The organism is Curtobacterium sp. BRD11 (genome assembly GCF_031844345.1).
Lineage (GTDB): Bacteria > Actinomycetota > Actinomycetes > Actinomycetales > Microbacteriaceae > Curtobacterium.
The window spans coordinates 1-21,327 of sequence record NZ_JAUZUZ010000007.1 but is presented as its reverse complement, the minus strand read 5'-3'; the positions used below and the strand labels follow the sequence as shown (position 1 = coordinate 21,327).

Sequence of the window (21,327 nt, the reverse complement as noted above, 5' to 3'; positions counted from 1 at the left end):
GCGGCGTGCTTCCGTGTAGGGTCTGTAGCACGTGCTACACGACGGGGTCCCTCGTCGTCGGCACGCCGGGGAGGTCTCGGCCGCGTTGGGGGCGGCCGAGCACCCCCGGGCTCACGCTCCGGTCACGAGCCGGGGTCGCGTCGCTGTCTAGACTCGTCGGGTGACCGTCTTCGCCGCCATCGTCCTGTTCCTCGCCGCCGTGTTCAACCTCGTGACCTGGCCGCGCTTCTTCCAGCGGGTCGCGAAGGACAGCCGGGCGCGCGACGCGGCCGGCAAGCCGACGACGTTCTACACGGTGCACCTGGTGCTGCTGCTCATCGCCTTCGCGATCGCCCTCGCCGCCGTGGTCGCGGGAATCCTGCTGCTGGTCTGACGCGGTCCGAGTGGCCACCTGACGGACGGGAGGCGCGGTGCCGGCTGGTACCGCGCCTCCCGTCCGTCCGTGGTCACCATGCGCTCGTGAGCCGCCGCCGTCCCGTCGAGCCGCCGCTGTGCCGTCGAGCCGCCGCTGTGCCGGCGAGCCGCCGCTGTGCCGGCGAGACGCCGCCGTGCCGGCGAGACGCCGCTGTATCCGGCGGCGTCTCGCGGCGCCTGCGGTGTCTCGCACGAACGCAGGCGTCTCGAACTGATGCAAGCGTCTCGCGCTGAAGCCGGCGTCTCGCGCCGACGCCGGCGTCTCGCGCGCGGCGAGCGACCCGGACGGCTCAGGAAGCCGGCGGCAGCGGCGCCCCGAGCGCCCGCTCGAGCCCGAGCCGCGCCACCCGCTCGTCGCCGGTGTCGAGCAGCACGCGGAACGTCTCGTCCTCGCACACGAACTCCACGCACACCGCGTCGAAGTCGCACGGCTCGATGCGCCACCCGGTGACCTGGTCAGTCGGCACCTGCGTCAGTGCGTCGCGCTCGAAGCTCGTCTCCGCGCGGACGGTGTCGTCGTAGACCCGGATCCGCCCGAAGGTGCCGCGCCAGGTGAGCTGGAGGTCGAGCGTGGGGGAGACAGAAGGGTCCGGCACGCGCCGATCGTACCGGCGCGCACCGGACCCTGTCCGGGAGGCGCGATCAGCCGCGGGAGCTGCCCGACCCGTCCTGTCCGTCGCGGCGGACCTGGTTCGCGGGGTCGCGGACACCGATCGGGAACGGCCCGGTCACACCCTCGCGGAGCGCGGCGATGCGGAGGATGCGGTCGCGCTGCAGGAACCAGCCGACGATCAGCAGCGGGATGATGACCACGAGCGAGGCGATCGTGTACGTGCCGACGGGGTAGTCGATCGCCATGAGCACGACCACCGACGCCAGGAACGCGAGCGTCAACCACGAGGTGACCGGGGCGCCGGGCAGCTTGAACGACGGCTCCTTCGCGAGCCCCTGCTTCGCCCACTGCCGCAGCTTCATCTGGCAGAGGATGATCGTGCCCCACGCGGTGATGATGCCGAGGCTCGCGACGTTCAGCGCGATCTCGAACGCCTGCGCCGGCACGAAGTAGTTGAGGGCGACGCCCGCGACGGTGAACGCCGCGGTGAGCAGGATGCCGGCGTACGGCACACCGCCCTTCGACATCTTCGTGGTCCACTTCGGCGCGGAGCCGTTCATGCCCATCGAGTGCAGCGCGCGGCCGGTGGAGTACAGCCCCGCGTTCAGCGACGAGAGCGCTGCGGTGAGCACCACGAAGTTCATGATCGACCCGGCGACGACGCCGACCTGCGGGTTGCCGAGCGACGAGAAGAACGTCACGAAGGGGCTCTGCCCGTCCTTGTACGACGTGTACGGCAGGAGGAGGGAGAGCAGGACGACCGACCCGACGTAGAAGACCGCGATGCGGAAGACGACGGAGTTGATGGCGCGGGGGATGACCTTCTCGGTGTCCTGGGTCTCACCGGACGCGGTGCCGACGAGCTCGATGGCGGCGTAGGCGAACACGACGCCCTGGACGACGAGCACCGCCGGCAGCACACCGTTCGGGATGAGTCCGCCGTTGTCGGCCCAGATCGAGAAGCCCGTGCGGACCGCCTCGCCGCCGGTCTCCACCGGGAAGGCGAAGATCAGCCAGACGAGGGCGATCACGAGGAACGCGACGAGTGCGGCGACCTTGATGAGCGCGAACCAGAACTCGAGCTCGCCGAACACCTTGACGGCGACCATGTTGGCGGCGAGCACGACGACGAGGGCGATGAGCGCGAGGAGCCACTGCGGTGCCGCGGTGAACGCACTCCAGTAGTGGAGGTACAGCGCGACGGCGGTCGTGTCCACGATCGAGGTCATCGCCCAGTTCAGGAAGTACATCCACCCGGCTGCGTAGGCGAACTTCTCGCCGTAGAACTCGCGGGCGTAGGAGATGAACGACCCGGAGGACGGGCGGTGCAGGACGAGCTCGCCCAGCGCGCGCAGGATGAAGAACGCGAAGACGCCGGCGATCAGGTAGGTGACCGCCAGCGCGGGGCCGGCGGTGTTCAGGCGTCCGCCCGCGCCGAGGAAGAGCCCGGTGCCGATGGCCCCACCGATCGCGATCATCTGCAGTTGCCGGGGCTTCAGACCGTGCTGGTAGCCCTCCTGCTCGTGCGAGAAGTCGTTCGCGGGCTTCGCAACACCCGTGTCGTTCTGCGCTGTCATGCGCGCCAACCTACATGCGTGGACGGCCCGGGGTGGAACGGGAGCCCACCCTGAACGACACCACAGGTGTGCCGACGCTGAACGCCCATCGACGCCGGTCCGACAGCATGGACGGATGGACACCCTCCTCCGACTCCTCGTCGCGATCGGGATCGCCCTGCTCGTGACGGCCGCCGCAGCGCTCGTCCTGCACCTCGTGCTCCGGACCATCGCCCGCCGGGAACGCTGGGCCGCGGTCCTGTCCCGGCGCACCAAGCACCCCGCGCGGTCGATCCTGCTCATCGCGCTGCTCTGGACGGCCTCCACGACGAGCATCCCGCACGACGAGGACACCTACCCGTGGCGCGACGAGGTCTCGCACGCCTTCCTCATCGCCACCATCGCCGTCGGCTGCTGGCTGGCGTGCCAGATCGCCATCTTCCTCGAGGACCTCGGCCTGCACCGCTACCGCGTCGACGTCCCCGACAACCGGGTGGCACGGCGCATCCGCACCCAGGTCCTCATCATCCGCCGACTCACGGTCGCCGTGCTCGTCATCATCGCGGTCGGCGCGATCCTGCTGACCTTCCCCGGGGTCGAGGCCGCGGGCGCGAGCGTCCTGGCCTCGGCCGGACTCATCTCCGTCGTCGCGGGTCTCGCGGCGCAGTCCACCCTCGGCAACGTGTTCGCCGGCATGCAGCTCGCGTTCTCCGGGTCGATCCGCGTCGACGACGTCGTCGTGGTCGAGCAGCAGTGGGGGCGCATCGAGGAGATCACCCTGACCTACGTCGTCGTGCACCTGTGGGACGACCGCCGGTTCGTGCTCCCGTCGACCTACTTCACGTCCACGCCGTTCGAGAACTGGACCCGCACCGGCAGCGAGCTGCTGGGCGCGGTCGAGTTCGACCTCGACTGGCGGATCAGTCCGACCGAGATGCGCGGGGAGCTCGACCGCATCCTGTCGACCTCGACGATCTGGGACGGTCGGACCAAGGTGCTCCAGGTCACCGACGCGGTGAGCGGGCTCGTGCGGGTCCGCATCCTGGTGTCCGCTCCGGACGCCGGCGGCCTGTTCGACCTGCGCTGCTACGTCCGCGAGGAGATGGTCGAGTGGGTGCAGCGCGAGCACCCCGACGCCCTGCCCCGTCAGCGGGTGCAGGTCACGCAGGGCACCGAGCGCGTCGGCGAGCGCCGCGCCCGCACCGAGGAGCAGGACGCTGCGCTCTTCCGCGAGGGCGACGAGCGCACCGCGCTGTTCACCGGTCCGATCCAGACGTCCGACATCCGCCCGGACGAGGTCCCGCCCGAGCGCTGACCGCACGCGCTGACAGCCTGCGCCGACCGCACGGGCGCCCGCAGGTCGCGACGCCACGGGACGACGGACGGGAGGCGCGGTACCGGTGGGTACCGCGCCTCCCGTCCGTCGTCCGGTCACCGTCGTGACCACGACGTGCGTCCTAGCGCTGGCGCGCCTTGACGGCTCGGTCGTCCTCGACGACCGTGCCGAGCGCGACGATCGTCGTCGCGAGCCACGCGATCCACGTGAGGGCCAGGCGCCAGTCGCGCGGCCCCTGCCGGGTGGTCTGCACGACGCTGTAGCCGCTGATGATCGAACTCCACACCGCACCGCTGAACATGAACTTCCGCACGGGTTCCTCCTCCTGGTCGTCCCCGCCACGCTACCGGCCGCTACATTGGAGCGCCGCCGGTCGCCCTGCCGGTCCGCAGAGCGAGGAGACACCGTGCGCCAGGCCGTCATCGGGGGAGTGCTGCTCGTCGTGGGCGCCGTCTGCGTCGCGCTCGGGCTGCTGCCCCTCTCGGACCTCGGCGCGCTGGCCGACCGGGTCGTCCCGGTGCTCGCGTTCGTGCTCGGGCTGACGATCGTGTCGGAGCTCGCGGCCGACGCCGGTGTCTTCGACCGGCTCGCCGACCTGGCGGCCCGGGTCGGCGGCGGGCGCACGATCGGCCTCTGGGCGGCCGTCGTCGTGCTCGCGGTGGTCTGCACGGTCTTCCTGAGCATCGACACCACGGCGGTGCTCCTCACCCCGATCGTCATCACGCTCGCGCGTCGCGTCGGGCTGCCGCCGATGCCCTTCGCGCTCACGACCGTGTGGCTCGCCAACACGGCGTCGCTCCTGCTGCCGGTGTCGAACCTGACGAACCTGCTCGCCGTCGACGGGATCGGCCTCGACGGCCCGATCCCGTTCGCCGGCCTCATGGTGTGGGCGGCGCTCGCCGGGGTCGTCGTGCCGTGCGCGGTGCTCCTCGTGGTGTTCCGCGGGAAGCTCTTCGGCCGGTACACGCCGGTCGACGTGCGACGGCCGCGCGACCCGCTGTTCTTCTGGGCGGCCTCGGTGGTGCTCGTCCTGCTCGTGGTCGCGCTGACCGCCGGCGTGACGGTCTGGGTCGCGGCGCTCGTCGCGGCGGCGCTGCTCGTCGTCGTCGCCGCGTTCCGCGCACCGTCCGAGCTCCGGCCGTCCCGCGTCCCCTGGGCGACGCTCGTCTTCGCGGCCGGGCTGTTCGTCGTCGTCGAGACCCTGCACGCCACGGGGCTCACCGACCCGATCGTGCAGGCGCTGTCCGGCGGCACCGACACCGGGTCGCTCCTGCTGCTCGGCGGTGCCGGCGGGGTCGCGGCGAACGCCATCGACAACCTGCCCGCGTACCTGGTGCTCGAGCCGGCCGCCGGACACGAGGCGCTGCGCTACGCGGCGCTCCTGGTCGGCGTGAACGCGGGGTGCCTCATCACGCCGTGGGCCTCGCTCGCGACGCTGCTGTGGCACGCACGGCTGTCGGCCGAGGGCGTGCACCTGTCGTGGGGACGCTACATGGCGCTGGGGTGCGTTGTCGCGCCGCTCACCGTCGTCGCCGGTGTGCTCGCGCTGCAGCTCTGAGGCGGCCGGCTACAGCCAGTCCTTGCTCTTGAACACGCGGTAGAGCACGAGCGACGTCGCGACGATCAGCGACACCGACGCGGCCAACCCGCTCCAGTGCCCCTCCCCGGGGAACGTCACGTTCTGCCCGAAGAACCCGGTGATGGCGGTCGGGATCGCGATGATCGCCGCCCAGCTCGTCACCTTCTTCATCACGGTGTTCTGCCGGTTCGACGCCAGGTTCAGGTTCGTGTCGAGGACGCTCGACACCGCGTCGCGGAGCTGCTCGACCGAGTCCGCGATCGTCACGAGGTGGTCCTCGACGTCACGGAGGTACGGGCGGATGCCGTCGGCGATCGTCTCGGCGTCGCCGTGCAGCAGGGACCCGACGCTGTCGCGCGTGGGCACGACCTGCCGCCGGAGCACGCCGAGCGCCTTCCGCAGCCGGAAGGACCGGCGCTGGACCTGCTGCTCGCGCGGGTCCCCGTGCTCGAACAGGTCGTCCTCGAGGTCGTCGATGCGTGCCTCGATGTCCTCGACGGCCTTCGTGGCGTGGTCGACGACGGCGTCGAGGAGTCCCCAGACGAGCCAGGGCACCCCGCGGTCGGCCAGGTCGGCGTTCGCCTCCAGCCGCCGTTCGACGGCGCCGAGGTCGACGTCGGGGCCGTGGATGGTCACGAGCGCCCGGTGCGTGACGAAGGCCTTCACCTCGTGCGTGACGAGCTCGCCCTCGGCGTCGAGGCCGTCGACGTCGTAGACGACCAGGAACAGGCTGTCCCGGTAGCGGTCGAGCTTCGGCCGCTGCCCGTGCTCGAGGGCGTCCTCGACCGCGAGCGCGTGCACCCCGAGCTCGTCCTCGAGCTGGTCCAGGTCACCGGGGTCCGGGTCGACGTGGTCCACCCACACGAAGGTGCCGTCGTCGCGCTCCAGCAGGTCCGACACCCGTTCGACGGGGAAGTCCCGCTCCACCGCGGTGCCGTCCCGCCACGCCCGTGTCATGACCATGGCGACGAGCCTAGTGACGGCGCACCGAGAGCCGGCCGCCCCTCCGCTGGTACCGTCGGCCTCGATCCCGGCGCACCGGCCGGAGGGAACGGAGACACCAGCACCCCATGGCAGCAGACACCGACCCGGACCGCTACGCCTTCGTCGTCGCCTCGAACCGCCTCCCGGTGGACCGCGTCGTCGACGAGGACGGCAACGAGGGGTGGCGGCACTCGCCCGGCGGGCTGGTGACGGCGCTCGAACCGGTCATGCGCGCCAACGACGGCGCCTGGGTCGGGTGGGTCGGCCAGCCGGACGTCGAGGTCGCACCGTTCGACAACGAGGGCATCCACATCGTGCCGGTGCCGCTCAGCGCCGCCGACGTCGAGGAGTACTACGAGGGGTTCAGCAACGACACGCTGTGGCCGCTCTACCACGACGTCATCGAGCACCCGAGCTACCACCGCGACTGGTGGATCGCGTACCGACGCGTCAACGAGCGCTTCGCCGACCAGATCGCCGAGATCGTCGAGCAGGACGGCATCGTGTGGGTGCAGGACTACCAGCTGCAGCTCCTGCCGGCGCTGCTGCGGGAGCGCCGCCCCGACCTGACGATCGGCTTCTTCAACCACATCCCGTTCCCGCCGGTCGGCATCTACGCGCAGCTGCCCTGGCGCGCGCAGATCCTCGACGGGCTGCTCGGTGCCGACGTGATCGGCTTCCAGCGCCAGGACGACGCGAGCGACTTCCTCCGCGCGGTCCGGCACATCAAGGGCTACACCACCAAGGGGTCGACCATCGACGTCCCCGTGGACGACCCGGCGGCCCCGCGGAGCCGCAAGGGCATCACCGTGCGGCACGTCGAGGCACGGCACTTCCCGATCTCCATCGATGCCGAGAGCTTCGAGGAGATCGCCCACCGGCCCGAGGTGCAGGAGCGCGCGCGGGAGATCCGCGAGAGCCTCGGCAACCCGAAGACCGTGCTGCTCGGCGTCGACCGGCTCGACTACACGAAGGGCATCCGGCACCGGATCAAGGCGTTCGGCGAGCTCGTCGAGGACGGCCGGATCGCGGTCGAGGACGCCACCCTCGTGCAGGTCGCGAGCCCGAGCCGCGAGCGGGTCGACACCTACGCGACGCTGCGTGACGAGATCGAGCTCACCGTCGGCCGCATCAACGGCGACCTCGGGGTCATCGGCCACCAGCCGATCGCGTACCTGCACCACGGGTACCCGCGCGAGGAGATGGTGGCGCTCTACCTGGCCGCCGACATCATGCTCGTCACGGCCCTGCGCGACGGCATGAACCTGGTCGCGAAGGAGTACGTGGCCGCCCGGTTCGACAACGACGGCGTGCTCATCCTGTCCGAGTTCGCGGGTGCCGCCGACGAGCTCAAGCAGGCCGTCATCGTCAACCCGCACGACATCGGCGCGCTGAAGGACTCGATCCAGCGCGCCATCGAGATGCCCCGCCGCGAGCGCTCCACGCGCATGCGCGCGCTCCGCAAGCGCGTCCGCGACAACGACGTGGCCCGGTGGTCCCGCTCGTTCCTCGAGGCGCTCGACCGGCACGCCCCGCGCGGGTCGCGGATCGACCCGTCCGACGACGGCGGCGAGCGGCACCGCGAGGCGGAGGACGACGGGATGTCGATCTTCGACCAGGACGCGCAGAAGGCGCGTGCCGCCGAGGACACCCGGGAGGCACGGGGTGCCTGAGGTCTCCACCGACCCGGCCGTCCTGGCGGCGGCCCTCGAGACGCTCGCGGCTGCGCCGCGACTGCTCGTCGCCCTCGACTTCGACGGCACGCTCGCACCCTTCGCCGACGACCCCGCACGGGTCGGGGCGCTCCCCGGCTCCTGGGCCGCGGTGCTCACCCTGCAGCGCGCCCGCGACACCGAGGTCGTGCTCGTCTCCGGGCGTCCGCTCGAGGGGCTCGCCCGGGTGTCGCACGCACCCGACGGCATGGCGCTCGTCGGGTCGCACGGTGTCGAGTGGCGCGTGGACGGCCACGACGAGGCCGCGCTGAGCGACGACGAGCTCGCGCGGGTCGAACGGGTCGGCGCTGCCCTCGACGAGGTCGGTGCACGGTTCCCCGACGTCGTGATCGAGCACAAGCCGGCAGGCCACGGCGTGCACACCCGGCGGGCGAGCGTCGAGGACGCGGCCGCGGCGAACGCGGCGGCGCACGAGGCGGCGCACGCAGCAGACCCGGACGTGCTGGAGCGCGGCGGCAAGGACATCGTCGAGTTCGCCGTCCGGCACGTCACGAAGGGCGACGCGATCGATCGACTGCGCGGGCTCCGCGGCGCCGACGCGGTGTTCTTCGCCGGCGACGACGTCACCGACGAGGACGCCTTCCGGGTGCTCCGCGACGGCGACGTCGGCGTGAAGGTGGGGGAGGGCGACACGCTCGCCGCCCACCGCGTGGCCGACCCTGCGGCGCTCACCGACGTCCTGAAGCAGCTCGGACGCCTGCGCGCGACGCGCTGACGACCCGGCCCCGCGCCTCCCGTCCGCGCAACGGTGTCCGGGTGGTATCCCAACTGGTCCTAGACTGCCTCCATGCCTGACATCGACGTGAAGCCGCGCAGCCGGGTCGTCACCGACGGGATCGAAGCGACCACCTCGCGTGGCATGCTCCGCGCCGTCGGCATGGGCGACGCCGACTGGGACAAGCCGCAGATCGGGATCGCCTCGTCCTGGAACGAGATCACCCCCTGCAACCTCTCGCTCGACCGCCTCGCCCAGGGCGCGAAGGAGGGCGTGCACTCCGGCGGCGGGTACCCGCTGCAGTTCGGCACCATCTCCGTCTCCGACGGCATCTCGATGGGCCACGAGGGCATGCACTTCTCGCTCGTCTCACGCGAGGTCATCGCCGACAGCGTCGAGACGGTCGTCAACGCCGAGCGCCTCGACGGCACCGTGCTGCTCGCCGGCTGCGACAAGTCGCTCCCCGGCATGCTCATGGCCGCCGCGCGTCTGGACCTCGCGAGCGTCTTCCTCTACGCGGGTTCGGTCATGCCGGGCTACGTGAAGCAGGCCGACGGCTCCTTCAAGGAGGTCACGATCATCGACTCCTTCGAGGGCGTCGGTGCGTGCAAGGCCGGCACCATGACCGAGGCCGAGCTCAAGGAGATCGAGTGCGCGATCGTCCCGGGCGAGGGCGCCTGCGGCGGGATGTACACCGCGAACACGATGGCGAGCGTGGCCGAGGCCCTCGGCATGTCGCTGCCCGGGTCCGCGGCCCCGCCGAGCGCCGACCGTCGCCGTGACTACTACGCCCATCGCTCCGGCGAGGCGGTCGTCAACATGCTGCGCCTCGGGCTCACCGCCCGCCAGATCCTGACGAAGGAGGCGTTCGAGAACGCCATCGCCGTCGCGATGGCGCTGGGAGGCTCGACCAACGTCGTGCTGCACCTGCTCGCGATCGCGCACGAGGCCGAGGTCGAGCTGAGCCTCGACGACTTCAACCGCATCGGCTCGAAGGTGCCGCACCTGGCGGACATGAAGCCGTTCGGCAAGTACGTCATGGTCGACGTCGACCGCAACGGCGGCATCCCGGTGATCATGAAGGCGCTGCTCGAGGCCGGTCTGCTGCACGGCGACGTCATGACCGTCACCGGCAAGACCCTCGCCGAGAACCTGGCCGAGATCGACCCGCCGGAGCTCGACGGCGAGGTCTTCCGGAAGCTCGACAACCCGATCCACACCACCGGTGGCCTGACGATCCTCAAGGGCTCGTTCGCGCCCGAGGGTGCCGTCGTGAAGACCGCCGGCTTCGACGCCGCCGTGTTCGAGGGCCCGGCGCGGGTGTTCGACCGCGAGCGCGCCGCCATGGACGCCCTGACCGAGGGACGGATCCAGAAGGGCGACGTGGTGGTCATCCGCTACGAGGGCCCGAAGGGCGGCCCCGGCATGCGCGAGATGCTCGCCATCACCGCTGCCATCAAGGGCGCGGGCCTGGGCAAGGATGTACTACTGTTGACGGACGGACGATTCTCAGGCGGCACAACCGGCCTGTGCATCGGCCACATCGCACCGGAAGCCGTGGACGCAGGTCCAGTGGCATTCGTGCGCGATGGCGACCGCATCCGTGTCGACATCGCGGCTCGCTCGCTCGACCTACTGGTCGACGACGCCGAGCTGGAGGCCCGCCGAGAAGGCTGGGCCCCGCTGCCCCCGCGCTACACCCGCGGAGTCCTCGCGAAGTTCGCGAAGCTCGTCCAGTCCGCCGCCAAGGGCGCGGTCACGGGCTAGCGTCGACACGTTCGAACCGCCATCCCTCCAGGCAAGGACCACCTCATGCCCACGGAAGCCACTCCGCTGTCCGCGGCCGCCGGTACGCGGCGGTCGCCCGAGATCCTGACCGGCTCGGGAGCCGTCCTGCGGACGCTCGAGCACCTCGGGATCACCGACGTCTTCGGCCTGCCCGGCGGCGCGATCATCCCGTTCTACGACGAGCTCATGGCGTCGACGACCATCCGCCACGTCCTCGTGCGCCACGAGCAGGGTGCCGGCCACGCCGCCGAGGGGTACGCCTCCTCGTCCGGCAAGGTCGGTGTCGCCATCGCGACGTCCGGTCCCGGTGCGACGAACCTCGTCACGGCGATCGCCGACGCCTACATGGACTCGGTGCCGTTCATCGCGATCACCGGGCAGGTGTTCTCGACCCTGATGGGCACCGACGCCTTCCAGGAGGCCGACATCGTCGGCATCACGATGCCGATCACGAAGCACTCGTTCCTCGTGACCGACCCGGCCGACGTGCCGGCGACGCTGGCCGCGGCCCACCAGATCGCCACGACGGGTCGCCCGGGCCCGGTGCTCGTCGACATCACGAAGGACGCCCAGCAGAAGTCGGCGCCGTACGTCTGGCCGCCGAAGATCGACCTGCCCGGCTACCGTCCGGTCACGAAGGCGCACGGCAAGCAGATCACGGCCGCGGCCCAGCTGCTGGCCGAGGCCGAGCGTCCGGTGCTGTACGTCGGCGGCGGCGTCGTCCGCTCCGGTGCGTCGGCCGAGCTCCTGCGCTTCGCCGAGGCCACCGGTGCGCCGGTCGTCACGACCCTCATGGCCCGTGGCGCCTTCCCGGACTCGCACCAGCAGCACCTCGGCATGCCGGGCATGCACGGCACGGTGCCCGCGGTGCTCGGCCTGCAGGAGAGCGACCTCATCGTCGCCCTCGGTGCGCGCTTCGACGACCGTGTGACGGGCAAGGCTGACGAGTTCGCGCCGCACGCCAAGGTCGTGCACGTCGACATCGACCCCGCGGAGATCTCGAAGATCCGCTTCGCCGACGTGCCGATCGTCGGCGACGCCCGCGAGGTCCTCGTCGACCTCCTCGACGCCTGGGACGACGTCTCCGCCGACCGGGCGGACACGAGCGCCTGGTGGGCGAAGCTCGACCAGCTCCGGCAGGACTTCCCGCTCGGGTACGCGGAGCCGACCGACGGGCTGCTCGCGCCGCAGGCGATCATCAAGCGCATCGGTGAGCTCACCGGTCCCGAGGGCGTGTTCGCCTCCGGGGTCGGGCAGCACCAGATGTGGTCCGCGCAGTTCATCCGGTACGAGCGGCCGAACGCCTGGCTGAACTCGGGTGGCGCCGGCACCATGGGCTACTCGGTCCCCGCGGCGATGGGCGCGAAGGTCGCCCAGCCGGACCGCGTGGTCTGGGCGATCGACGGCGACGGTTGCTTCCAGATGACGAACCAGGAGCTCGCGACCTGCGTCATCAACGACATCCCGATCAAGGTCGCGGTCATCAACAACTCCTCGCTCGGCATGGTGCGGCAGTGGCAGACGCTGTTCTACGACGGCCGACACTCCTTCACCGACCTGCAGACCGGTCACGGCACGCGCCGCGTCCCGGACTTCGTGAAGCTCGCCGACGCCTACGGTGCCCTCGGCATCCGCGTCGAGAAGGCGGACGAGGTCGACGCCGCCATCCAGCTCGCCCTCGAGACGAACGACCGCCCCGTGGTGATCGACTTCGTGGTCAGCCGCGACTCGATGGTCTGGCCCATGGTCCCGCAGGGGGTCAGCAACTCGTCCATCGAGTACGCCCAGGCCCTCGCCCCGACCTGGGACGACGAGGACGCCGACATGACGGGAGAAACCGCATGAGCCACGTCCTCTCCCTCCTCGTCGAGGACAAGCCGGGTCTGCTGACGCGCGTCGCGGGGCTGTTCGCCCGGCGCGGCTTCAACATCGAGTCGCTCGCCGTGGGCGGCACCGAGGTCGAGGGCCTGTCCCGGATCACGGTCGTCGTCGACGTCGAGGACCTGCCGCTGGAGCAGGTGACGAAGCAGCTCAACAAGCTCGTCAACGTCATCAAGATCGTCGAGCTCGACTTCTCGCAGTCGGTGCAGCGCGAGCACATGCTCGTGAAGGTCCGCGTCGACAACCAGACCCGCTCGGCCGTGCTCGAGGCCGTGAACCTCTTCCGCGCGCAGGTCGTCGACGTGGCGACCGACTCGCTCATCGTCGAGGTGACCGGCGACCCGGGCAAGATCCAGGCGATCCTCCGCGTCCTCGAGCCCTACGGCGTCAAGGAACTCGCCCGCGCCGGTCTGCTCGGCATGGGCCGTGGGCCGAAGAGCATCACCGACCGCGTGCGCTGAGCACACCCCGCTTCCGGGCGGGAGGCGCGGGGCGGTCCCGCCACGCGCCTCCCGTCCGCACACCACAAGCCACCAGAACCAAGGAGAGACACCCTCGTGACTGACATCGTGTACGACGCCGACGCCGACCTGACGCTCATCCAGGGCAAGAAGGTCGCCGTCATCGGCTACGGCTCGCAGGGCCACGCCCACGCGCTCAACCTCCGTGACTCCGGCGTCGAGGTCGTCATCGGCCTCAAGGAGGGCTCGAAGAGCCGCGACAAGGCGACCGAGGCGGGCTTCGAGGTCCTCACCCCGGCCGAGGCGACGAAGAACGCCGACGTCGTCGTGATCCTCGCGCCGGACCAGGTGCAGCGCATCGTCTACGCCGAGGACATCGAGCCGAACCTGAAGGACGGCGCGACGCTCGTCTTCGGCCACGGCTTCAACATCCGCTACGGCTACATCGAGGCCCCCGAGGGCGTCGACGTCGCGCTCGTCGCGCCGAAGGGCCCGGGGCACACCGTCCGTCGCGAGTACGAGGCCGGCCGCGGCGTGCCCGTGATCGTCGCGGTCGAGGTCGACGCCTCCGGCAGCGCCTGGGACCTCGCCTGGTCGTACGCCAAGGCCATCGGCGGCCTGCGTTCCGGCGGCATCAAGACGACCTTCACCGAGGAGACCGAGACCGACCTGTTCGGTGAGCAGGCCGTCCTCTGCGGTGGCACGTCGCAGCTCATCCAGTACGGCTTCGAGACCCTGGTCGAGGCGGGCTACCAGCCGCAGATCGCCTACTTCGAGGTCCTGCACGAGCTCAAGCTCATCGTCGACCTCATCTGGGAGGGCGGCCTCACCAAGCAGCGCTGGTCGATCTCCGACACCGCCGAGTTCGGTGACTACGTCTCCGGCCCCCGCGTGATCTCGCCCGAGGTCAAGGAGAACATGAAGGCCGTGCTCTCCGACATCCAGGACGGCACCTTCGCCAAGCGCTTCATCGAGGACCAGGACGCCGGCGCGCCGGAGTTCAAGGAGCTCCGCGCGAAGGGCGAGGGCCACCCGATCGAGGCCACCGGCCGCGAGCTCCGCGCGCTGTTCGCGTGGAAGTCGAACGACGCCGACTACGTGGACGGCTCGGCCGCGCGGTAGTCTGCGGTCGACCACCCGACTCCCGAGGCGGCGGTGCGTTCGCACCGCCGCCTCGCGACGTGACCCGAACGACATGCACCTGTACCCCTCCAGCTCCAGCGCCAGCACCTGGCGCCCCCGTGGCGTCCCCGTACCCGGGCGCTCCGCTTCCGTGACCCGTCCTGCAGTGCTGCCGATGCCGCTCCGCGGCGTCGCGAGGAGTGGTCACGACCGGGTCCTCCGACGTGGGAGGATCATCGGATGGCGGTGACGAAGCGAGCGGTCCACATCGGCGCCGGCAAGATCGGGCGCGGGTTCGTGGGTCAGTTCCTGGTCGCGAGCGGTTACGAGCTCACCTTCGTCGACGTGGACGACCGCGTGGTCTCCGCGCTCAACGACGCCGGCCGCTTCGTGGTCCACGAGGTCGGCGAGCAGCCCGTCGAACACCTCGTGTACGGTTTCCGTGCACTCAGCAGCAAGACCGACCGTGAGCGCGTCGTCCAGGCGATCGCCGAGGCCGACGTCGTCACGACCGCCGTCGGTGCACGCACGCTGCCGCTCGTCGCCCCCGTCATCGCCGAGGGCCTCGCGGCACGGGCGCCCGAGCGCGGCGACGTCACGGTCGTGGCCTGCGAGAACGCCTTCAACGCGACGGACTCGCTGCACGCCAGCATCCGACGCGCCCCGATCCTCGAGGACCGTCACGTCGCGGCGGTCTTCGCGAACTGCGCGATCGACCGCATCGTCCCGGACCAGTCCGGGGTGCTCGGACAGTCCGGTGGTCTCGACGTCGTGCTCGAGCCGTTCTACGAGTGGGTCATCGAGCGCACCCCCTTCGCTCCGTCCGACGCCGAGCCGCCGCAGATCGACGGGGTCACCTGGGTCGACGACCTGCAGCCGTTCGTCGAGCGGAAGCTCTACACGGTGAACACCGCCCACGCGACCGCGGCGTACCACGGCTTCGTCCGCGGGATCCGACTCATCCGCGAGGCCCTCGAGGACCGCGAGGTCCGCGCCGAGGTCGACGGGGTCCTCGCCGAGACGACCGCGCTGCTGGTCGCCAAGCACGGGTTCGACCCGGCCGAGCACGCCCGCTACGTCGCTGCGAACCTCACCCGCATCGCGAACCCGCTCCTGCCGGACACCACGGCGCGCGTGGGGCGCAACCCGCTGCGGAAGCTCGGACGGCGTGAGCGCTTCATCGGCCCGGCGTCGCAGCTGGCCGAACGCGGGCTCCCGGTCGAGCACCTGCTCGGAGCGGTCCGGGTCGCCCTGGCGTTCGACGACGAGAACGACCCCGAGTCGATCGAGCTGCACGCCCTGCTCCGCTCCGGCGCGACGGCGCACGCACTCACCGAGATCCTGACCGGGCTCGTGGAGAGCCACCCGCTGTTCCCCGCGGTGCGCGACGTCGTCGCCGGGGTCCTCGCGACCCAGCCCGCCGACGTCTGAGCGGTCCCTCGTGGTGTCCGCCGTCGCGGGTCCCTCGTAGAATCGTCCCCATGACCACGGCAGCATCCCCGCCCGACGGCTCGGTCGACCACGACGACGACGCCCTCAGCTGGGGCGACGCGGACGACGCGACCCACGTCGACGCGGCCCACAACCCGGTCACGGTGAAGGGCCACGGCGGACGCGACCCGGAGCGCCCGGAGACCTCCGGCGCCCTGGTCGGCTTCGGGGTCTTCGGCGGGCTCTACCTGCTCTACACGGTGGCGTGGCTGCTCACCGCCTCGACCGCGTACGTCGCGAACGTCGACACGCTGCTGACCGTCTTCGTCGAGGTCCTCCGCTTCCTGTCGATCGTCGCGCCCGCGCTGTGGTTCACCGTGGTGCTCTGGGCCGGTCGTGGTCGTCGGACCCGCACGCGGCTGCTGTGGATGCTGCTCGGAGCCGCCGTGCTCTTCCCCTGGCCGTTCCTCATGACCAGGAGCTTCGGGTGACCGCCACGACACCGGCAGCCCGCCGGACCTCGTCCCCGCTCGTCGGCCGCATCGTCGTCTGGGTGGTCTTCGGCGCGCTGTTCGCCTACATGACCGTCCAGAGTGTCGGGAACCTCGTCACCGTCTCGCAGTCGGTTCGCGCGTTCAACACGTTCCTCGAGACGACCTCCGGTGGTTCGTCGCTGCAGCGCAGCACCCCCTGGGGCTGGCTCGTCCTCGACATCGCGATCGCGCCCGTCGCGTTCGTGGTCGCCCTCTGGACGACGCGCCGGGCTCGGCTGTCGGTGACGGTCGGTGTCTTCGTCGTCGCGTTCGCGGCGGCGGGCGCGCTCTGGCTCGACCTCCAGCTGTTCGTGCCGCGCCTGCTCGACTTCTGACGCACGTCGCGACCGTCCCACGGACGGGAGGCACGGTGCCCGCTGGCTCCGCGCCTCCGGACCGGCGCGTGGTTCCGTCGGGGACCGACGGTGCGGTCGTAACCGGGTCCCCGCGTCGATACGATGGTGGGATACCGCCCGTCTCGTGTGAGGAACTGCAGCTGTGCCGAAGCCGGTCGTCCTGATCGCCGAAGAACTCTCGCCCGCCACCGTCGACGCCCTCGGGCCCGACTTCGAGATCCGGAACGTGGACGGTACCGACCGTGCCGCGCTCCTGTCCTCCCTCGCCGACGCGCACGCCGTGCTGGTGCGGTCCGCCACGAAGATCGACGCCGAGGCCATCGCCGCGGCGCCGCAGCTCAAGGTGGTCGCCCGCGCGGGCGTCGGCCTGGACAACGTCGACATCAAGGCGGCGACCACCGCCGGCGTGATGGTCGTCAACGCGCCGACGTCGAACATCATCTCGGCCGCCGAGCTCACGGTCGGCCACATCCTGTCGCTCGCGCGCCACATCCCCGCGGCCCACGCGTCGCTCGCCGCCGGCGCGTGGAAGCGTTCGTCGTACACGGGCGTCGAGCTCTACGAGAAGACCGTCGGCATCATCGGCCTCGGCCGCATCGGCGCGCTCATCACGCAGCGCCTGCAGGCGTTCGGCGTCTCGGTCATCGCGTACGACCCCTACGTCACGACGGCCAGGGCCCAGCAGCTCGGGGTCGAGCTGGTGTCGCTCGAGGACCTCCTCCGTCGTGCGGACTTCACCACGATCCACATGCCGAAGACGCCGGAGACGGTGGGCATGATCTCGGACGAGCAGTTCGCGCTCATGAAGCCGACCGCGTTCGTCGTGAACGTCGCCCGCGGCGGCCTGATCGACGAGGACGCCCTGCACCGGGCGCTCACGTCCGGGGAGATCGCCGGCGCCGGCCTCGACGTCTTCGTGTCCGAGCCGCCGAAGGACTCGCCGCTGCTCGCGCTGCCGAACGTCGTCGTCACGCCGCACCTCGGCGCCTCGACGGACGAGGCCCAGGAGAAGGCCGGCGTCTCCGTCGCGAAGTCCGTGCGCCTCGCGCTCGGCGGCGAACTCGTGCCGGACGCGGTCAACGTCGCCGGCGGCGTCATCGACCCGTACGTCCGCCCGGGGATCCCGCTCATGGAGAAGCTCGGTCAGGTCTTCACCGGCCTGGCCACCTCGCCGGTGACGAGCATCGACGTCGAGGTGCACGGCGAGCTCGCGCAGTACGACGTCAGCGTGCTGAAGCTCGCAGCCCTCAAGGGCGTCTTCACCGACGTCGTCAGCGACCAGGTCTCGTACGTCAACGCCCCGCTCATCGCGGAGCAGCGCGGCGTGAGCGTCCGGCTCATCACCGACGCCGACAGCCCGGAGTACCGCAACGTCCTCACCATCCGCGGTGCCCAGTCCGACGGGCCCGCGATCAGCGTGTCCGGCACGCTGACCGGTGCCAAGCAGGTCGAGAAGCTCGTGGAGATCAACGGCCACGACGTCGAGGTCGCCCTCGACGCGCACCACGTCGTGATGGTCTACACCGACCGCCCCGGCATCGTCGCTGTCTACGGCAAGGAGTTCGGCGACGCCGGCATCAACATCGCCGCGATGCAGATCTCACGCGAGGCCGCCGGCGGGCAGGCGCTGAGCGTCCTGACGGTCGACTCGCCGGTGCCCGCGGAGATCCTCGAGCACGTGCGCTCCACCATCAACGCGACCTCGCTCCGCGAGATCGACATCACGCTGTAGGGGTCCGGGACATGGCACAGACGGTCAAGCTGGCGGTCGTCCGCGGCGACGGCATCGGGCCCGAGGTGGTGGACGAAGCGCTGAAGGTCCTGCACGCGGTGCTGCCGGACGACCTCGACGTGCAGGAGACCGCCTTCTCGCTCGGTGCCGCCCGGTACCTCGAGACGGGCGACATCCTCACCGACGACGACATGTCCGCGATCGCCGAGCACGACGCGATCCTGCTCGGCGCCGTCGGCGGTGACCCGCGCGACCCGCGACTCGCGGGCGGGATCATCGAGCGTGGACTCCTGCTGAAGCTGCGCTTCGCGTTCGACCACTACGTCAACCTCCGCCCCACGACGGTGTACTCCTCGGTCGCGAGCCCGCTCGCCGACCCGGGCGCGGTCGACTTCGTCGTCGTGCGCGAGGGCACCGAGGGCCCGTACGTCGGCAACGGCGGCGCGATCCGCGTCGGCACGCCGCACGAGATCGCCACCGAGGTGTCCCTCAACACGGCACACGGTGTCGAGCGCGTCGTCCGGTACGCCTTCGACCTCGCCTCCCGCCGCCCGCGGAAGCACCTGACCCTCGTGCACAAGAGCAACGTGCTCGTGCACGCGGGTTCCCTCTGGCAGCGGACGGTCGCGGCGGTCGCCGAGGAGCACCCGGACGTGACCGTCGACTACCAGCACGTCGACGCGGTGACGATCCACATGGTCCGCGAGCCCGGGCGGTTCGACGTCATCGTCACCGACAACCTGTTCGGGGACATCATCACCGACCTGGCCGGCGCGATCAGCGGCGGCATCGGTCTGGCGGCCTCGGGGAACATCAACCCGGACGGCACCTTCCCCAGCATGTTCGAGCCGGTCCACGGTTCCGCGCCGGACATCGCAGGCCAGCAGGTCGCCGACCCGACCGCCGCCGTCCTGTCCGTCGCCCTGCTGCTCGACCACCTCGGTCGTGCAGACCTGGCGGCGGCCGTGACACAGGCGGTCGAGGCCGACCTCGCGAGCCGGGGCACCACGCCGCGCAGCACGGCCGAGGTCGGCGACGCCATCGCCGCCGCGGTCGCAGCACGCACCACCACCGTCTGACAGGAGTCACCCCGATGAGCAGCACCGACACCGAGACCGACGGCGACTTCGCCCTCGAGTTCGCGAACACGCCGTCGCCCGAGCGTCGGGCCGCGGCCGAGCGCGAGGAGATCCTCGCCGACCCGGGCTTCGGCAAGTACTTCACCGACCACATGGCCACCGTCGCGTGGTCGCTCGAAGCCGGCTGGCACAGCGCATCGATCCACCCGTACGGACCGCTGACCCTCGACCCCAGCGCCAGCGTGTTCCACTACGCGCAGGAGATCTTCGAGGGCATGAAGGCCTACCGCCACGCGGACGGGTCGGTGTGGTCCTTCCGGCCGGACGCCAACGCGCGCCGCTTCCAGCGCTCGGCCCGTCGGCTCGCGCTCCCGGAGCTGCCGCTCGAGGTCTTCGTCGAGTCGGTCCGGCAGCTCGTCCGCGCCGACGTGGACTGGGTGCCGTCGGCGCCGGAGACCAGCCTGTACCTGCGTCCGTTCATGATCGCGACCGAGTCCTTCCTCGGCGTCCGTGCCGCGCAGGAGGTCGCGTACCACTGCATCGCCAGCCCGGCGGGGGCGTACTTCACGTCCGGACCGAAGCCCGTGAGCATCTGGCTGTCGACGAAGTACGCCCGTGCCGCACGTGGCGGGACCGGGGCTGCGAAGACCGGCGGGAACTACGCCGCGTCCCTGCTCCCGCAGCAGGAGGCCTACGAGCAGGGCTGCCAGCAGGTGATGTTCCTCGACTCCGAGGAGGGCCGGTACCTCGAGGAGCTCGGCGGCATGAACGTCGTGCTCGTGCGGTCGGACGGCACGCTCGTCACGCCGGACTCGGAGTCGATCCTCGAGGGCATCACCCGCGACTCGATCCTGCAGCTCGCCGAGGACCGCGGGCTCCGGGTGGAGCGTCGTCGGGTGACGCTCGACGAGTGGCGGGACGGGGTGGCCGACGGCTCGATCACCGAGGCGTTCGCCTGCGGGACGGCCGCGGTGGTCACGCCGATCGCGGAGCTCCGCGGCGAGGGCTTCACGATCGGGTCGCCGACCGTCGGGGCCGGCGAGCTGACGATGTCGCTCCGCCAGGAGCTGACCGACATCCAGTACGGCCGTCGTCCCGACCCCCACGGGTGGATGACGCGCCTGACGGACCCGGCCTGAGCCGCGGATCGGTAGGGTCGAACAGTGAAGATCGCACGGTTCAGCAGCACGGGTGAAGACCCGCGGTACGGCATCCTCGACGAGCGTGACCTGGTCGTCCTTGCGGGGGACCCGATGTACCAGGGGTTCGAGACGACGGGGGAGCGGGTGCCGCTCGCCGACGCCAAGCTGCTCGCACCGGTGATCCCTCGGTCGAAGGTGATCGGCGTCGGCCTGAACTACGCCGAGCACGCGTCGGAGATGGACGAGCGTTCGGGGGACGACCCCGTGGTCTTCCTCAAGCCGAACACCGCGGTCATCGGTCCGGACGACCCCATCCGTCTGCCGGCCGAGGTCGGCCGTGTCGACCACGAGGGCGAGCTCGCCATCGTGATCGGCTCGCTCGCCAAGAACGTCCGGCGCGAGGACTTCGCGAGCGTCGTGCTCGGGTACACGATCGCGAACGACGTGACTGCGCGCGACCTGCAGGCCCGCGACGGACAGTGGACGCGAGCCAAGGGCTTCGACACCTTCTGTCCGCTCGGTCCGGTCATCGAGACCGAGATCGACCCGTCGGACATCCGACTCGAGACCCGCGTGGACGGCGAGCTGCGCCAGGCGGCGTCGACCAGCGAGATGGTGCACGACATCCCGTCCCTGGTCGAGTTCGTGTCGTCGATCTGGACCCTCCTGCCCGGCGACGTCATCCTCACCGGTACCCCGGCCGGGGTCGGGGCCATCCGCGACGGCGAGGTGGTGGAGGTCCTCATCGAGGGGATCGGCTCGCTGAAGAACCCGGTCATCGCTCGCCACTGAGCGCTCGCGACACCCGAACGGCCCGTTCCCACAGGGGAGCGGGCCGTTCGCCGTGCCGGGGCCACGAGGTGCCGACCGTG

The 21,327-nt window shown here is 71.0% G+C and carries 20 protein-coding genes; 16 read left to right on the top strand and 4 right to left on the bottom strand.

Annotated elements, in window-relative coordinates; translation table 11 throughout:
• Positions 1 to 160 precede the first annotated feature (160 nt).
• On the top strand, positions 161 to 373 hold the full coding sequence (locus tag Q9R28_RS14445) for an SCO4848 family membrane protein (protein ID WP_066654946.1): 213 nt from the start codon (positions 161 to 163) through the stop codon (positions 371 to 373).
• Positions 374 to 704: 331 nt separating this feature from the next.
• Here Q9R28_RS14445 and Q9R28_RS14440 read toward each other — a convergent pair whose 3' ends face one another.
• Together Q9R28_RS14440 and Q9R28_RS14435 are read right to left on the bottom strand one after the other, a co-directional pair.
• On the bottom strand, positions 705 to 1,010 hold the full coding sequence (locus tag Q9R28_RS14440; RefSeq protein ID WP_251155576.1) for a hypothetical protein: 306 nt from the start codon (positions 1,008 to 1,010) through the stop codon (positions 705 to 707).
• 46 nt (positions 1,011 to 1,056) lie between these two features.
• The gene (locus Q9R28_RS14435; RefSeq protein ID WP_066654943.1) at positions 1,057 to 2,604 is read right to left on the bottom strand and encodes an amino acid permease; all 1,548 of its coding nucleotides are present in this window, start codon (positions 2,602 to 2,604) and stop codon (positions 1,057 to 1,059) included.
• Between the two features lie 115 nt (positions 2,605 to 2,719).
• Between Q9R28_RS14435 and Q9R28_RS14430 the strand changes: the two genes are divergently transcribed.
• A complete protein-coding gene (locus tag Q9R28_RS14430; protein WP_311206426.1) occupies positions 2,720 to 3,898 on the top strand; it encodes a mechanosensitive ion channel domain-containing protein in 1,179 nt (392 codons plus the stop codon).
• Between the two features lie 142 nt (positions 3,899 to 4,040).
• On the opposite strand, the gene Q9R28_RS14425 is transcribed toward Q9R28_RS14430, so the two are convergent.
• Positions 4,041 to 4,232, bottom strand: coding sequence for a hypothetical protein (locus tag Q9R28_RS14425; protein ID WP_058728987.1), 192 nt, complete (start codon positions 4,230 to 4,232; stop codon positions 4,041 to 4,043).
• A gap of 93 nt (positions 4,233 to 4,325) precedes the next feature.
• Here Q9R28_RS14425 and Q9R28_RS14420 point away from each other — a divergent pair, with 93 nt between their 5' ends.
• Positions 4,326 to 5,477, top strand: a complete 1,152-nt coding sequence (locus Q9R28_RS14420) for an SLC13 family permease (RefSeq protein WP_066654936.1) — start codon at positions 4,326 to 4,328, stop codon at positions 5,475 to 5,477.
• A gap of 9 nt (positions 5,478 to 5,486) precedes the next feature.
• Here Q9R28_RS14420 and Q9R28_RS14415 read toward each other — a convergent pair whose 3' ends face one another.
• Positions 5,487 to 6,461, bottom strand: coding sequence for a magnesium transporter CorA family protein (locus Q9R28_RS14415; RefSeq protein WP_066654931.1), 975 nt, complete (start codon positions 6,459 to 6,461; stop codon positions 5,487 to 5,489).
• 107 nt (positions 6,462 to 6,568) lie between these two features.
• Here Q9R28_RS14415 and otsA point away from each other — a divergent pair, with 107 nt between their 5' ends.
• The 13 genes from otsA (at position 6,569) to Q9R28_RS14350 (ending at position 21,247) form a co-directional block, all read left to right on the top strand.
• Positions 6,569 to 8,155 (top strand): alpha,alpha-trehalose-phosphate synthase (UDP-forming), encoded by a 1,587-nt coding sequence (gene otsA / locus Q9R28_RS14410; RefSeq protein WP_066654929.1) that lies wholly within the window; start codon positions 6,569 to 6,571, stop codon positions 8,153 to 8,155.
• On the top strand, positions 8,148 to 8,930 hold the full coding sequence (gene otsB / locus Q9R28_RS14405; RefSeq protein WP_066654927.1) for a trehalose-phosphatase: 783 nt from the start codon (positions 8,148 to 8,150) through the stop codon (positions 8,928 to 8,930). The genes otsA and otsB overlap by 8 nt, the downstream gene beginning before the upstream one ends.
• Positions 8,931 to 9,002: 72 nt before the next feature.
• On the top strand, positions 9,003 to 10,697 hold the full coding sequence (gene ilvD, locus Q9R28_RS14400; RefSeq protein WP_066654925.1) for a dihydroxy-acid dehydratase: 1,695 nt from the start codon (positions 9,003 to 9,005) through the stop codon (positions 10,695 to 10,697).
• Between the two features lie 45 nt (positions 10,698 to 10,742).
• Entirely contained in the window at positions 10,743 to 12,563 is a 1,821-nt protein-coding gene (locus Q9R28_RS14395; protein WP_209685235.1) for an acetolactate synthase large subunit, read from the top strand.
• Positions 12,560 to 13,060, top strand: a complete 501-nt coding sequence (gene ilvN, locus Q9R28_RS14390; protein ID WP_066654921.1) for an acetolactate synthase small subunit — start codon at positions 12,560 to 12,562, stop codon at positions 13,058 to 13,060. The genes Q9R28_RS14395 and ilvN overlap by 4 nt, the downstream gene beginning before the upstream one ends.
• A gap of 96 nt (positions 13,061 to 13,156) precedes the next feature.
• Positions 13,157 to 14,182, top strand: a complete 1,026-nt coding sequence (ilvC, locus tag Q9R28_RS14385) for a ketol-acid reductoisomerase (RefSeq protein WP_111226977.1) — start codon at positions 13,157 to 13,159, stop codon at positions 14,180 to 14,182.
• A gap of 240 nt (positions 14,183 to 14,422) precedes the next feature.
• A complete protein-coding gene (locus tag Q9R28_RS14380; protein ID WP_066654917.1) occupies positions 14,423 to 15,613 on the top strand; it encodes a mannitol-1-phosphate 5-dehydrogenase in 1,191 nt (396 codons plus the stop codon).
• A 50-nt stretch (positions 15,614 to 15,663) separates the two neighbouring features.
• On the top strand, positions 15,664 to 16,104 hold the full coding sequence (locus Q9R28_RS14375; protein WP_066654915.1) for a hypothetical protein: 441 nt from the start codon (positions 15,664 to 15,666) through the stop codon (positions 16,102 to 16,104).
• Positions 16,101 to 16,481 carry a hypothetical protein gene (locus Q9R28_RS14370; protein ID WP_066654913.1) on the top strand — a complete coding sequence of 127 codons (381 nt, stop codon included), beginning with the start codon at positions 16,101 to 16,103 and terminating at the stop codon, positions 16,479 to 16,481. Before Q9R28_RS14375 ends, Q9R28_RS14370 begins: the two co-directional genes overlap by 4 nt.
• A 163-nt stretch (positions 16,482 to 16,644) precedes the next feature.
• A complete protein-coding gene (gene serA, locus Q9R28_RS14365; RefSeq protein WP_311206425.1) occupies positions 16,645 to 18,234 on the top strand; it encodes a phosphoglycerate dehydrogenase in 1,590 nt (529 codons plus the stop codon).
• A gap of 11 nt (positions 18,235 to 18,245) precedes the next feature.
• Positions 18,246 to 19,313: a 3-isopropylmalate dehydrogenase gene (locus tag Q9R28_RS14360; RefSeq protein ID WP_311206424.1), complete on the top strand. Its 1,068-nt coding sequence runs from the start codon at positions 18,246 to 18,248 to the stop codon at positions 19,311 to 19,313.
• 14 nt (positions 19,314 to 19,327) lie between these two features.
• Positions 19,328 to 20,452 (top strand): branched-chain amino acid aminotransferase, encoded by a 1,125-nt coding sequence (locus Q9R28_RS14355; RefSeq protein ID WP_251155581.1) that lies wholly within the window; start codon positions 19,328 to 19,330, stop codon positions 20,450 to 20,452.
• A gap of 24 nt (positions 20,453 to 20,476) precedes the next feature.
• Positions 20,477 to 21,247, top strand: a complete 771-nt coding sequence (locus Q9R28_RS14350; protein ID WP_066654901.1) for a fumarylacetoacetate hydrolase family protein — start codon at positions 20,477 to 20,479, stop codon at positions 21,245 to 21,247.
• Positions 21,248 to 21,327 lie beyond the last annotated feature (80 nt).